At 71.6% G+C, this 14,262-nt stretch carries 6 protein-coding genes; 2 read left to right on the top strand and 4 right to left on the bottom strand.

What is annotated here, in order from left to right:
• The first annotated feature begins 239 nt into the window (after positions 1 to 239).
• Both ACWDCZ_RS01765 and ACWDCZ_RS01760 read left to right on the top strand, forming a co-directional pair.
• Positions 240 to 1,223, top strand: coding sequence for a helix-turn-helix transcriptional regulator (locus ACWDCZ_RS01765; protein WP_049649231.1), 984 nt, complete (start codon positions 240 to 242; stop codon positions 1,221 to 1,223).
• A gap of 149 nt (positions 1,224 to 1,372) precedes the next feature.
• Positions 1,373 to 2,395, top strand: coding sequence for a DNA cytosine methyltransferase (locus ACWDCZ_RS01760; protein ID WP_199823021.1), 1,023 nt, complete (start codon positions 1,373 to 1,375; stop codon positions 2,393 to 2,395).
• Between the two features lie 75 nt (positions 2,396 to 2,470).
• Here the strand turns inward: ACWDCZ_RS01760 and drmB are convergent, their stop codons facing one another.
• Genes drmB through ACWDCZ_RS01740 form a run of 4 tightly spaced genes read right to left on the bottom strand, consistent with a single transcriptional unit; the run spans position 2,471 to position 14,257 of the window.
• A complete protein-coding gene (gene drmB / locus ACWDCZ_RS01755) occupies positions 2,471 to 4,327 on the bottom strand; it encodes a DUF1998 domain-containing protein (protein WP_049649230.1) in 1,857 nt (618 codons plus the stop codon).
• Complete coding sequence (locus tag ACWDCZ_RS01750; protein WP_449814958.1) at positions 4,324 to 7,581, bottom strand: helicase-related protein; 3,258 nt, start codon at positions 7,579 to 7,581, stop codon at positions 4,324 to 4,326. The genes drmB and ACWDCZ_RS01750 overlap by 4 nt, the downstream gene beginning before the upstream one ends.
• Complete coding sequence (locus tag ACWDCZ_RS01745) at positions 7,578 to 9,494, bottom strand: UvrD-helicase domain-containing protein (RefSeq protein WP_449814957.1); 1,917 nt, start codon at positions 9,492 to 9,494, stop codon at positions 7,578 to 7,580. The genes ACWDCZ_RS01750 and ACWDCZ_RS01745 overlap by 4 nt, the downstream gene beginning before the upstream one ends.
• Complete coding sequence (locus tag ACWDCZ_RS01740) at positions 9,491 to 14,257, bottom strand: DEAD/DEAH box helicase (protein WP_449814956.1); 4,767 nt, start codon at positions 14,255 to 14,257, stop codon at positions 9,491 to 9,493. Before ACWDCZ_RS01740 ends, ACWDCZ_RS01745 begins: the two co-directional genes overlap by 4 nt.
• Positions 14,258 to 14,262 lie beyond the last annotated feature (5 nt).

The raw sequence follows: 14,262 nt of genomic DNA, 5'->3' as shown, positions 1-14,262 counted from the left end.
TCCCCCGGTCACCGCTGCCGGGTACGGTCACGACCGCGACCCCGGCTCCCCGTTTGCGTGCACGCCCGACTACCGTCAGCCGATGATTTCCGCGCCCTTTGGGCGTACACTCACGGCTGTCGGAGCCCGGGGGGCGGCTTCCGAACGGCAGTCACTTCCATCTTGCCGGTTCGGATGCCTGGCGGTAGCCGGTACGGGCATTCGTGAAACCGCAATGCCGAAGCCGGAAGGATGCCCAGATGTGCCCAAGTCAGGACAACTGCGCGGAAAGGGGAACACCCCAGCTCTGCGACCGGGGCATCGAGTTCTACCGCACGGCGCTGGCCGAGGGGGAGGCGGTCGGCGAAGCCCCCGAATGCCTGCTCGCGATGGGTCTGCTGCGCCCGCTGCCCGGCTCCGGTGACCGGCTCGTCCCCGTCCCGCCCGACATCGCCGCCACCGGACTGGCGCGGCCGCTCGAACTCGCCGTACTGGCCCACCAGGAGCGGCTCGCCGCGCTGCACACCTCCTTCCACGCCGCCGAGCACACCTACCGCGACGTCATGCGGCGCGCCAAGTTGCCGATCCGGCTGCTGGCGGGCGAGGAGATCAACCCCGCGCTGGAGAAGGCCGTCGCGGCCTGCTCCGAGGAACTGCTCACCGCCCAGCCGGGCGGCGGCCGCGGCCCCGAGCAACTGGGCGACGCGCTCCCGCGCGACCTCGCCCTGGCCGGCCGCGGCGTGCGCCAACGCACCCTCTACCAGCACACCGTGCGCTCGCACGGCCCGACGCTGGCCTACATCGAGCAGGTCACCGCCCAGGGCGCCCAGGTGCGCACCCTGAACGAGGTCTTCGACCGGGTGATCATCTGCGACCGTTCCACCGCCTTCATCCCGGCCGGCGCCGACCGCCAGGCCGCCGCGATGCTCATCGAACTCCCGCCGCTGGTCGAGTACCTGCTCAAGATCTTCGAGCTGATGTGGGAGCGCGCCGAGCCCGTCACCTACCAGCAGGGCCACCACCGTCCCCGGCTGCTGACCGCCCGCACCCGGCAGAACGTGCTGCGCCTGATGGTCAACGGCTACACCGACGAGGCCATCGCCTCCCGCCTCGGCATGAGCACCCGCACCGTGTCCAGCCACATCCAGAAGGCCAGCGAACTCCTCGGCAGCCGCAGCCGCGGCCACCTCGGCTACATCATCGCCCGCCAGGGCGTCCTGGACGAACCCCTCGACGAACTCTGACCGGCCCGCGCGCCCGGCGCGTGAGCACGGTAGGGCAGTGGGCTCGGACAACGTGCCGTGCGTATCCTGACCGTCGTCTCCCGCCAGGGAGAGACGCGGCCGTCGGTACCCAGGGCCCCGGCCGCTGCCGAGTTCTCCGACGAGTACGAATGGTGATCATGGAAGCGTCCCGTCCCGACCGTTTGACCTGCCTCGCCGTGTGTGCCGGTGCGGGGGGCCTCGCGCTCGGTCTCGAACAAGCCGGGTTCGATCCGGTGTTGCTGCTCGACAACCGTCCGGTGGCCTGCGAGACGCTGCGGTCGAACCGCCCGGACTGGCACGTCCTCCGGACGGACCTCCTCGACTTCGTTCCGGAGGAGCACCAGGAGTGCTACGACGTGGACCTCCTGGCCGCCGGTCTGCCCCGGGTGAAGGCGAGCGCCGCGGTGAGGCGTGAGGACAGCGCGGAGGAGCTCCGGCTGCTCGATGCGACCGTCATGCTCCTGCACGGCGTGCAGCCCCGTGCCCTGCTCATCGAGAACCTCTCCGAGTTGGCCTCCAAGCCCGCGTACGAGTCCATCCGTTCGGAGGTCGAGACCGAACTCCGACACCTCGGGTACGAGTACGAGTGGTTCGTCGTCAACGCGAAGTGGCACGGCGTGCCTCAGGACCGCAAGCAGGGGATCCTGGTGGCGCTGAAGGAGGGCTCCATGCGTGACTTCGTGCCCCCGGCGCGGGACACCGAGCCACCGCTGACGGTGGGGGAGGCGTTGGGCGTCTCGATGGCCGCCCGCGGATGGCCGCACGCCGCGGCCTGGGCCGCACAGGCCGACGAGGTCGCCCCGACCCTGGTCGGGGGTTCCTGGAATCGCGGTGGGCCGGATCTGGGGCCGACCGGATCGAAGCGGTCCTGGGCCCGCATGCGGGTCAACGGCGGCACCGTCGCCAATGAGGTCCCCGGGCCCGAGGACCTCTGGGACCCGTCACCGGACGGCACGGACATGGTGAAGCTGACGGTCGAGCAGGCGGCGCGGCTGCAGGGCTTCCCCGAGGACTGGACCTTCGCCGGCGGCAAGACGGACCGCTACCGGCAGGTGGGCCACGCGTCACCGCCCCCGGTGGCCCGGGCCTTCGGTCTCGCGATCCGGGCCGCGCTGGGCAACCCGGCGCCGGTACCGTGCGACGGACGGTGAAGGGAGCCGTGCGGCGCTCGTGACACCGGGGCGGGACGGCACCGGCCGTGCCGTCCCGCCCTCGGCGCCCGGTGCTCAGCGGGTGAGCAGGTGCGCGAGGAACCCGATCGACGGGTCCTCCGGGGTGCCGACGAGCAGGGCCCGGTCGAGCAGGCCGTTGTTGTGCTCGCAACTGGTCTCCGGGAGCATCACGCAGGCGTGACAGGCGGCCAGATTGGTGCCACCCGCGCCGGAGACCTCGGTCTCGATGCACAGGGGGTCGGCGGAGCACCACTCGGCACGGTGGACGGCCGAGCTCACGGCCTGGGCCAGGCGGTCGATCTCGCCTTGGGCGACCAGGCCGCCGAGGCTGCCGGCCGAGTCACTGGTGGCCGTGTAGATCAGCACCCCGGCCATTTCGTCGCCCGAGTAGATCCGTTCGCGCAGCGACGCGGCCGGGTAGCCCGAGTCCAGACTCCATTCGTTGATCATCACGTGCGCGAAGGTGTGCAGCAGGGCCATGCGCGGCGTGGTGGGGGAGACCGGGACCCGGGCCGGGTCGGAGGCCCGTTCGGTGAGGACCCGCTGGTGGTGGTGCCGCATACGGGCCACCCGGTCGACGACGGCGGGCTGTTCGGCCCAGGCGTCCACCTGCTCCTCGTCGAACCGGAGGAACACCCCCTCGCCGTGGACCTCCATGGCGGGCAACCAGTCGGTGGGAGCGAGCGACAACTGCGCCTCGTGGCCCTCGGCGGAGGTCTCGGGATCGATGACCCGGGTGAAGGACTTCAGGGCGCGGACCTCGCGCAGTTTCTTCACCAGCATCGGGGTGACCAGGCCCAGCTCGGTCAGGGGCTTCTCGTCGCCGATCGGCGGCTCGCAGACGAACTGCTCGGTGTGGTGCCCGGATTCCTCCGGGTTGCCGGCACACAGACGCCGGTACTCCAGGTCGCGCAGGGCCCGGTAGCGCTGCTCCTGGTCCCGATCGGGGGTGTCCTCGGCGGAGGGGTCCTCGGCCTCCATCGCGGAGATCAGGTCCAGGACCTGCTGGGGACTCACCGGGGACGTGGACCCCTTGAAGATGTACTTCAGGTGGATCTCGATCTGGGCGAGGTCGGAACACGCGCGGAGATCGTCCCAGTGCTCGTCCAGGGCGTGCACCCGGGTGTCGCTCCACGGGGGGATGGACAGGGCCGAGCGCAGCACCGGCTGCCAGACGGAGGAGGAGCCGCGTTGGAGCGTCCGGGGCCTCCGGGAGCAGGGGATCCTGTCGGCCCCCTTCAGCCAGGGGCGATCGCCCGGACAGTCGAACCCCAGCTCCTTGAGGGCGCCGGCCCGGAAGGAGCCCTCCATGGACACCTCGGGCACGCCGCAGGAACAGGAGATCACGACGGAACGGAGCGAGGCGGTGCGTCCGGAGGACGTCAGGCTCATCCGACCGCCGCAGAAGCCGCTCTCGGCGCGCCGGCCCCGATGCAGCCACCGCCAGTACGGGAAGTCGGAGATGTGCCCGTCCTCGCAGGCGACCACGAACCGGGAGGGCACCAGCGGCTCGCCGCACTCGCCGCACTCGTTCCGTCCGGGCGGAGAGTTGAACTTCCGTACGTGGTCCAGTGCGTGGCACTCGGGGCAGTGGTGCCAGAGGGGGAAGCGGCGCACCCGGATGCCGTCGCGACTGCCGTCACCGGAAGCGGGCGGCAGACGGAAGTGCGTCACTCCCAGCACCCGGGCGAGACGGGGTTCGCGGATCACCGGGGCCTCGTCGCGCGGCCACTGGTCCGCCGCGCCGTCGATGCCCGAGACGATGAAGGACTCCTGTTCCACGGCGACCAACGAACCCACGCCGTAGGTGGTGATGGCCTGGGCCCGACGGACCGCGCCGCGCCGGGGCAGGTTGTGGGCCGGAGTCGTGGAGCCGGCGGTGCGCCGTCGACGGGACGGGGGCGGGGTCATCGGGATGCCTCCATGAACAGGGCGGACTCGGCGTCGACGTCGCGCAGGGACCACAGGGTCTCCCACGCCTCGACGTCCTCCAGGGCGTCGTCGTAGGGCTTGAGCAGCGAGGGGTTGGAACGCCCGCGCTTCGGTTCGTAGCACAGGTTGCCGTTCGCTTCGGCCTCCTCGTACCACCATCCGACGAACTCCTCGAAGGCCGCGTCGACGTGGTCGACCTCCTCCGGGGAGACGTTCGCGACCCGGTCGAGGATCAGCGGGCGGATCCGCTCCCGCAGTTCCTCGTGGAAGAGGTCGATCCGCCCCGCGTCCTCGTCCCTGCGGGCCGCCGGGATCAGGATGCGGGCCAGTGCGACGATCACCGCGTGCAGGCCACGGTCACGGGCCCGGGCCGAGAACGGCGTCACTGAGGTGGACTCGACCTCGCGGTAGAGCGCGGAGTGGAAGTGCTGGAAGTTCTCGTAGTGCGAACGGTCCCGGGAACGGCTCGAGTTGAGCATCACCGCGACCAGGCCCGGGTGGGCGCGGCCGACCCGGCTGGTGGCCTGGATGTACTCGGCGGTGGTCTGCGGCTGGCCCATGACGGCCATCAGACCGAGTCGGTCCACGTCCACGCCGACGGCGATCATGTTGGTGGCCAGCAGCACGTCCACCACGTCCGCCGTGTCACCGTCCGTCAGCCTGCGCTCGATCTGCTTCAGCCGGGCCGGGATCTCGCTGGCGTCCACCCGGCTGGTCAGCTCGGAGTAGTTCCCGACGGACCGCGGCTCGCTCCCGTCGCGTTCGGCCAGGTGCTCCAGATAGGCCACGACGTCGTCGTGGACCTGGAGTTCGGCGGCGGACAGCAGGCGGAGGCTGTTGAAGTAGCCGACCAGGGTCCAGTAGGCGTCGCGCACCTCCTGGCGCGCGTCGGTCCGCAGTGCCTGGTGGAGCAGCGTGGCGTAGGTGCGGATCAGCAGGGTGGACTGGCTCGTGCCGGGGGTGAGCAGGCCCACGTAGCGGCGCGACGCCTTCTCGTTCGCCGGGGTCTCCACGGCGAACCACGAATCGCGGGCGTCCAGTCCGGCGGGCGGGAACTGCCGTACCTCGCGGGAGAACAGGGCCCTGCCCTGGTCGGCGGCCCGGCGGATGGTCGCGGTGGAGGCGATCACCTTGGGCCGCTCGGCGAGCACGTCGACGGCGGTCTCGTACAGGCCGGTCAGGGTGCCCAGCGGTCCGGAGATCAGGTGCAGCTCGTCCTGCACGATCAACTCCGGCGGAGGGGTGGAGTCCTGACGGTCCCGGTTGAAGAGGGCGGCGGTCTGTTCCCGCCAGGGCATCGAGGCGAACTTGTCGACGGTGGCGATCACCAGGGTGGGCCGGGCCGCGTACACCGCCTGGTCGATCAGGTGCACGGGCAGCCCGTCGGAGAACGCGCAGTCCGTGCCGGGGCAGCGCACGTCCATCCGCTTGGCCTCCTCGTCCACTGCGTAGCGGTGGGCGTCCAGGGCGGTCCCGCACCACGGACAGGCGTGCAACTGGACGGGATTCTCCGTCTGGAGCACCCGGCCGGAGCGGGCGGCGGCGAGCTGCCGGGAGGCCACCTCCAGGGTGTTCGGCGTGGCGGAGCGCCCCACCCACATGCCGATGGAGATCTCCTCGTGGCCCAGTTCCCCGGGGTTCTCCAGCCGCATCCGCTCCATGGCGCAGATCAGGATGGCGGCGCGCTCGAACTGCTGGAGGGTCAGCAGGCGCAGCGTGTAGCGCATCAGGACGGTGACCCCGCCGCCGGCCGGTCCGAGCCGCTTGCGGCGCAGGAAGGTGGTCAGGGCGATCAGGCCCAGGTACGCCTCGGTCTTGCCACCACCGGTGGGGAACCACAGCAGGTCGGACACGCCCCGGTCGGGGTGCTCCGGGTCGTCCACCCCGGCCAGGCACAGCAGTACGAAGGCGATCTGGAACGGACGCCAGCGTGCCGTCGTCGGGTCGGGTTCGCCGATCCGGCCGCTCTTGACCCAGGCGGCCCGGGCCCGCTGGGTCGCCATCGCCCGGTTGGCCAGGCGGAACGCCCACATCAGGTCGGGTTTGTCGCGCAGCAGCGCGATGCCCCCCCGGATCCGTTCCAGGGCCTCGCGGCAGGCGCGGACCTGCTCGGCGGCGGCCGTCTCGTACGAGGTACCGGCGAGTTCGGCGGCTTCGTCCCGCTTCCGCTCGATCCACCGTTCGTAGCCGTCGGCCAGCCCGTCCAGCGCGGCGATCACCTCGGCGTCCCCGGCCTCGGCCAGGCCGAGCATGGTGAGGGCACTCGCGTCGATCGTCGGGTTGGAGTCGGTGAGCAGCACCTCGTGCGTGGGCACGAACTCGGTGCGCACCTCGCTCACTCCCGCCTGCACCACGTCGGTGAGACCGATCGGGGGCGGGGTCCAGTCCCATACCGCCGCGCAGCCGTGGCCGGTGGCGAAGGTGGGGGCGTGCCGGTGCAGCAGCCTGCTGCTTTCCAGCTCGGGGTCCACGGCGGACAGCGCGGTCGGACGTTCCACGAACGCACTGGACCCGTCGGCGGCACGGACCGTCAGCCCGGCCTGGAACAGGGCGAAGGCGTCCTGGAGCTCCCGCTCGCCGACCCTCTGCTCGTTCACCAGGGTGACCGTGACGGTGACCGTGCCGGTCTCCTTCGACGGGCGGCGGACGTGCACGTCCAGCCGGACCGGTCGGTCGATCGGGTAGTAGTCGCCACGACGGTCCGGGAGGGCGAGGTCGATCGTGACGTCCGCCAGGTCGAGTTCCACCCGACGCCAGTGCTCCCGCTGGTCGGAGGTGGTGCGGGCCTCGCTGCGACGCGCCGAGACCTTGCGCCCTTCGGCGTCCTCCGGCTCGTACACGGCGGCACGGGCCGAGACCACGATCTCCTGGCACACGGTGGGGTCGACCGCGAAGGTCAGACCGACACTGGACGGCCGTCGACCGCCGGAGTCGTGGTGGTCGACGGACGGGCCGGACTCGTCGAGGCCGGCCGACCTGGGCAGGGGCTCCTCGTCGAGGCCGTTCTGTTCCTCGTCGTCCTCCTCGAGACGACGGCTCGCCGCGGCGTCCGCCGGGCGCGGGTAGAGCACGCCGATGGGATAGCGGGTGATCGGGGCGTCCTGGTCCAGGACCTCGGCCCGGTCCTCGGCGGAGTCCCCGATGTCGGGGCCCAGCAGCTCCCGGCGGAGCCGGGACACCAGGTCCTCACGGACCCGGTAGTGCTCGGCGTGCCGCCCTGCGTGGATGGTCATTCCTGCTCCTCCTGGGTTCCGGTGGTGTGCCGGAACCGTCCGATTCCGCTGATGCGAGGGGCGATCCACACCCCGTGGTCGCCGAGGCCCGCGTTGGCCCCGGCGGCCGGACTGCCCGCGACCGACTCCAGGCAGTCGATGCGCAGACCGGAGATCTCCTCGGGCCAGCGGATCTCCCACGTGGAGCCGACCTTGAGGACGGAGTGCAACTGACTCCGGAAGACCTCGGAGGCGTCGCCGATCTCCCGCCCTTCGTGCAGCAGGGCGTACCGAGGGCTCTGCTCGGCGCCCATGGGGAGGGCGTCACGCAGCCGGAACGACACCGCGTCCCCCGGCCGCACCCGCTCCAGCAGGTAAGCCTGGGCGCCGGGGGCGTCACCGACGGCGTCGGCCGGTTCCAGGGCGTCCACGTCTCCGGCCCGCACTTCGATGCCGTCGCGCCGCCACTGCAGACGCTGGTTCGGGACTCCCCGGTACAGCCGGCCGGTCGGCTTGTGTCTGAGCACCGTCACCGTGTCAGGCGGGGCGACCCGGTACAGGTCCTCCCGCGCCCGGGTCATCGCCACGTAGAGCGCGCGGGCCTCGGCGGGAACGTCCGGTGCCTCGGTGCGGCGACGCAGTTCGGCGACGGTCGGCGGGTTGAGCACGATCACCCGGTCGAACTCCAGGCCCTTGGAGCGGTGCACCGTGGACACCACGAGCCGGGCCGGTTCCGGATCGGCCAACTCGTCCGGGAACCGGCGCTCCGCCACCAGACGGCGCAACCGCACCACGTCGAGGGTGCCCCGCCCGGCGCCGCGTGCCGCCGGGCGCAGGGAGCGCCACACCCGGTCGAGGTCGGTCTCCTCGGGCAGGGGGATCGCGGCGAGCAGGTCGCGCAGTCGCTCCTCGGCCAGGGTGGCGGCCGCGGTCCGACGCAGCACCTCGGCGACCCAGTACGGCACCGGCCGGTCCCGGAGCGGGCGGCGCAGGGCGTGCGGGACGCCCTGGGTGTGCAGCAGCTCCGAGACGACCAGAGCCTGCCGGTTGTCGCGGCACAGGATCGCGCAGGTGCCGGGGAACGACCGCAGCGTGTCCAGCGTGAACGAGTCGGTGAACGAGCCCAGGTCGGGCAGATCGAGCAGCAGCTCGCGCAGCTCCTCGTGGAGGCGTTCGGCGGCCGCGTCCGCGCCTTCGGGGGCGCTGCCGACGGCCTGGACGGCGGGGCCGAGCGGGAGCGCGGTGCGCGCCTCGGGGGTGACGGCCCGGAAGTTGCGGGTCAGTCGCAGCTCCTCCAGGTCGTCGGCATAGGAGATCCGCACCCAGCGGAGGAAGAGGTCGGCGCGATCGGCGTACTCCTCCGGGTCCTCGATCTGGAAGTCGTAGATCGCCTGGGCGGAGTCGCCGACCAGGGTGAACCCGCAGGAGTCCTGGAGCCGGTCGAGCAACGACTCCACCATCTCCCGGCGGGCGCCCACCAGGTCCTGCACCTCGTCGATGATCACGTGCGTGGGCGGGCCTGCCTCCAGGGACTCCAGTGCGCCCTTCTCGATCGCGTCGGTGGCCGCCCGGATCCGCTCGTCGAACGAGAGCGCCGACCACTCCCCGTCCGGGTGCGCCTGGAGCAGCAGGGAGTAGGCCCAGGAGTCGAAGGTCTGTACCCGTACCCGTCGCGCGTTTTCCCCGTGTCGGGCGATCCGGTCCCGCAGCTCCCGGACGGCGGCGCGGGAGAAGCTGAGGACCAGCAGCTCGGACGCCTCCAGCGCCTCGTCCGGGTCGGTGTGTCCGACGAGCGCGTCCATGCGGCGCACCAGGGTGTGGGTCTTGCCCGTCCCCGCTCCCGCGGTGACCAGCAGCCGGGTGTCCCACGGCCGGTCCACGACGGCCTGCTGTTCGGCTGTGAGGACGGGGCCGTCCTCGGGGTGGGTGGTCATCGGTTGCTCCACAGGTGCTCGAACTGCGTGAAGGCGAGGGCGGTGTCGAAGTTCCGGATGTTGTCGCGGACGTTGAGGATGAGGCAGGTGTCCTTGCCGCCGTTGCGGGGGCCGCGCAGACCGCGGCCGATCATCTGCTGGTACACGTTGGGGCTGTAGACGGGCCGGGCGACGACGACCGCGCGGGTGGCGGGGGCGTCGAAGCCCTGGGTGAGCACCCCGTAGTTGGTGAGCACGCGTACTCGGCCGTCACGGAAGTCCCGGATCCTGGAACGACGGTCGCTGTCGGAGGTGGTGGCGTCCACCGAGGAAGCCGAGATCCCGCGGTCCATCAGCATGGCCGCCAGGTACTTGGCGTGCTCCACGGAGGTGGCGAAGACCAGCACCGGCCAGTTCGCGTCCATGTCCGCGACCTCGTCGACGATGCGGCGGCTGCGGTCGTGGTCGTCGGCCAGACGCTGCTCGGCGGCCTTGGACAGCAGACTGAACTGCTCGGCGCTCTCCCGCTCCTGGCGCGACAGTTCGATGGTGCCGCCGGTCAGCTCCTTGTGCTCGACGTGTGCCAGTACACCGATCTCCTGGAGGTGGCCGTAGGCGTCGTCGGAGGGGAAGACGCCCTCGTCCAGCCGACGGGTGCCGAACCTGTTGACCAGCCGGCGGGTCTCCTCCTCGTTGTGGCCGCGGAACGGGGTGGCGGTGAGACCGAGGAGGTGCCGATCCGTCCGGTGCTGGGTCAGGCCGAGCAGGCTCAGGATCTCGGTGTAGCTCGGGCTGGTGGCCACGTGCGCCTCGTCCACCACCACCAGGGCGGCGGCCCGCAGCCAGGCGTAGCGGTCGGTGTCGAGGCACACCCGCAGCTTGGCGTCGGTGGCCACCACGAGCTGCGGCCCGTCGGTGACCGGGGCGGCCTCGTTCGAGGTCCACAGCCGGTTGATCGTCAGCCGCTCCTGCGCGCCGGCCTTGCTCCAGACGAACTGCCAGCTCTGCACGGCCTGTTCGCACAGTTCCTCGGTCTGGGCGATCCACAGGATCGGACCGTTCAGCTCACCGGCCTGCTTGACCCAACGGATGACGGCCTCGGCGGTGACCCGCGTCTTGCCGGCGCCGGTGGGCAGGGAGAGCATGGCGCGCTGCGGGGCGAGTCGGTCCAGCATCTCGAAGATGTTGAGGGCGAGACGTTCCTGGTACTCGTGCAGGCGGGGGAAGTCCCGGGGGCCGTCCACGGTCAGGCTCTGTTCGAGGGCCGGGGCCCGGTATCCGGCAAAGGGCGCGGGCAGGCCGAGATCGGCGACGAAGGAGACCGCCGCCGGGCCCCCGGTGTAGGAGGACGGGGCGCTCGGGAAGCGTTCCTGGATGTCGCGCGCATGGGTCTTGAGCACGCTGTCGCCGTGCGCGTTGAACGCCATCTGCGCGATCCGGCGACCGGTGGGCTCCGGCCCGTCCGGATCCTGGCGCTCGGCGTCCATGAGTCCTGAGGGGAGCCGGTCGCGCAGGGCCTCTGCACCGATCAGCAGTTCCAGCTTGGCCGTCACGTCCTCGGCCTCGCGGATCGCCTTGAGCGAGGAACGCACCTTCTCGTCCTGCTCCTGACGGACCTGCGCCTCCAGGAGCGCCCGGCAGCCGGACTCTCCCATCCGCAGACCCAACTCGCGGTCCACGGCCCGGAGCGTGCCCAGCCGGTCCAGCGAGTCCACGACCTTGATCACGTTGCCCTGGCGGGCGCTCGCCAGGGACTTCGCCCGGGCACCGTGCGGGGTACGGACGACCTCCTCCAGCGTGGAGCAGCGCAGCAGCGAGTAGGTGCCGACCGAGCCGCCCATCTTCTGCCGCAGCGTCGGGAACTCCTCGCCCAGCGGAACCGGCTCCACGCTCGACTCGTGCCGGGTCTCCCGGCTGACGACGTCGTCGTGGCGCAGCATGCCCCACTGCTCGACCATGAGGTCGGCGGACTCCCGGTCCGGCATCAGCAGCGCGGGCACCCGCTCGGCCTGCAAGGAGCGGTACTCCTCCGGGTTCGCGGCGACGGCGATTTCGCCGTCCGCCCGGGTGTCCCAGGCGTCGCCGATCCGGCAGCGGGTCAGCGAGTCCTCGGGGAAGGGGATCTCCAACCGGGTCAGCAGGGCGTAGGTGGAACCGACGAAGGTGTCGTCCTCGCTCTCCTGGAGCTTCTCCAGGAGCTGCTCCCACTGCTTCGTACGGACCTTCTCGACGCTGTCCGCGAGCCCGAGCTTCCGGGACTTCTCCTCGCTGATCGACGCCACCGGGAGCACATCACGGTAGCCGCCGAGCTGCGGTCCCACGGCTTCCTTGAGGGGCCTGAGGCCCTGGGACGTCTCGATCAGACCGTGCCGGGAGATCATCCACCGGATGGGGGACTGCACCGATCGACGGGAGTCGACCTGGGCCCCGATCTGCAGGGTCCAGTGCTCGACCAGCGCGTCCTCCGGCAGCGCCCGGACGAAGGCCGCGCGGGCCGGCTCCGAGAGTCGGGGCAGCAGGTGCAGGGGCCCACCGACGGGCGAACCGTCGATCCTGATCCTGGCCAGGGTCGGCCGACTCGCCCGGTCGTCGAGCGTGCGGCAGTACGCCGCGTGTGCGGCGGCCCGGTACTCCTCGAACCAGGGCTCCTCCTCGGGCCTGTGCTTGCCGGTCGGGCGGTCCCGCAGGCCCAACTCGCGGAAGAATCCCGCGTCGTCGGAGTGGAAGCGCATGTCCACCGCGATCTCGGGGTCGCTCTCCGCGGTGACGACGACACCGGGCAGCATGCAGTCGCGCATGGTGTGGAAGCGGCCGTCCGCCGTCCGCACCATCAGCGTCTCCAGGGGCGCGTCCACCCGAGTGGTCACCTCATGGCCCACCACGGAGGCACCCGCCCGGTGGAAGAGCTCCCAGAACCGGTTCCACTCCTGCGGGCCGTACGAGCCGAAGCCCTGGTCGAGGACGCTCACGAAGCGCCCCCGGACGTCGGCTTCCTGGATGCCGAGGGCGGTGAGGGCGGAGTGCAGCGACGGGTCGTCGGACAGGGCGCGGTCCACGTAGACCAGCGACTCCCGCAGGCCGTCCTCCTCGGTGCGGCGGTACACCACGCTTCCCCGAGGGGCGACCAGGCCGTTCTCCTCGGTGAGCACGATCCTGGCCGTGCGGGCCTCCGCGGCGCAGCCGGCGTTCGAAGCGATCATGTCGGCGACGATCCGGACGGCCGTCGCCGAAGCCTCGGCCGTGCCGTCGGAGACCAGCGCCTCGAGCCACTCGACGATCGAGGCCCGCTGCCGGCGGGCGGCGGCCAGGATGTGCTGGACCTTGCCCGTGCGCAGGTCGGTGGCCTCGGCCGAGGGGTGCACCCAGTCGCGAGGGCGCCCGGGGTACGCGTGCCAGGACCGAAGCCAGCGGTTGACCGCGGTGCCGTCCTTCCCCAGGTCCGGGTGGATGTTCAGGCTGCCGGGGACGCGCAGGACACCGTCCTGGTCGGGCAGCGACGGCCGCACCGCGGTGGTGGCCCAGATCTGCTCGGTGAGCAGCCGGTCGGCCCAACTGATCGTCTCCACGCCCTTGGAACGGCCCGGCAGCAGTGGGAGGTACGCGCCGGGGTCCTCCGCCGGCGCGAGTTCGGGCAGCGAGTCGACCACCAGGCCGGCGGCGGTCCGGATCATCTCGACGTTGAACGGCGAGGAGTCCAGCAGGTTCTGCCGGTCCTCGTTGGTCTTCCACGCCCCGTTCAGGATGCCGCTGAGGGTCATCTCGTACTTGGTCGGGAAGAACGACCAGAACCGGCCCCGCCCCTTGGCGTCGGCGTAGCCGAGCAGGCCGGTCCGCTCGTCCGTGTTGTAGGCCGGGACCGCCCAGGCCAGGTCGACGGTCAGCCGGTCGTGCAGCTCGCCCGCGTCGCGTCGGGCGACCTCGGTCGGTTCGTGGGTGCGGGTGAAGACCCGCCACTGCGAGGTCGCCGGCGGCTTGCCGACCCGTTCCTCCTGGATCGTGTGCAGGTTGCCGACCCGCTCGGCCTGGAGGGCCCGGCGCGCGATCGGGCGGGGCCGGCGGTCCTCCAGGACCACCTGGCCCACGTGCGGGGAGAACAGGTGGAAGCCGGACGGGAATTCCTCGCGGGTGTCGTGACCGGCGGTGCCCTGGTGGCCGTGCATGTCCTTGCCCAGCCGATCGGCGGCGCCGGGCAGCAGCGGGAGACGGACCACCGTGGTGGCCCACGCCAGCAGTTCGTCCAGCACCTGGTCCTTGAGGCGCTCGGCCGCCATGTCCAGCTCGCGGGCCATGCGCAGTACGGGTGCCTCGAATTCCGCGCCGAACCGCTCGCGCACCCCGGGCACGTTGCGGATCAGCTCGAACGACCAGGCCCGGTCGAAGCCGAAGCTGCCCTCGCGGCTGAAGAATTCGGGCGCGTCGGTCACCACCAGGACCGACTTCACCCCCACACCGAACCGGCCGATCTGCCCGCCGCGCTTGCGGGACGTGCTCATGCGCAGGATGGTCTCCGCGCCGTCGGGCGTCACCGGGTCGCCCTGGTTGGCGCAGTACAGATGGGTGCCGGTGAGGACGACGTGGATCCGGCCGCCGGGTTCGTCGCGCAGCTCGTCGGCCGCGTTCTGGACGAGTTCGAAGAGCTGCCGGTCGCCGTACCCGCCCTGGGTGATGCGGCGTTCGCCGTTGGCGTGTTCGGGGATCAGGCCCGGGTCGACGGCATAGGTCTCCAGGACACGGAGGGACTGCTCGACGACGGTGCGGATCACGGGGGACTGCGGGTCGGCCACGAATG

This window comes from Kitasatospora sp. NPDC001225 (assembly GCF_053597855.1).
This window is presented reverse-complemented; position numbering and strand designations above follow the sequence as displayed.

Coding starts and splice junctions, on each gene's coding strand:
- ACWDCZ_RS01765 (WP_049649231.1), top strand. CDS start 240: ATGTGCCCAAGTCAGGACAACTGCGCGGAAAGGGGAACACCCCAGCTC.
- ACWDCZ_RS01760 (WP_199823021.1), top strand. CDS start 1,373: ATGGTGATCATGGAAGCGTCCCGTCCCGACCGTTTGACCTGCCTCGCC.
- drmB (WP_049649230.1), bottom strand. CDS start 4,327: ATGACCCCGCCCCCGTCCCGTCGACGGCGCACCGCCGGCTCCACGACT.
- ACWDCZ_RS01750 (WP_449814958.1), bottom strand. CDS start 7,581: ATGACCATCCACGCAGGGCGGCACGCCGAGCACTACCGGGTCCGTGAG.
- ACWDCZ_RS01745 (WP_449814957.1), bottom strand. CDS start 9,494: ATGACCACCCACCCCGAGGACGGCCCCGTCCTCACAGCCGAACAGCAG.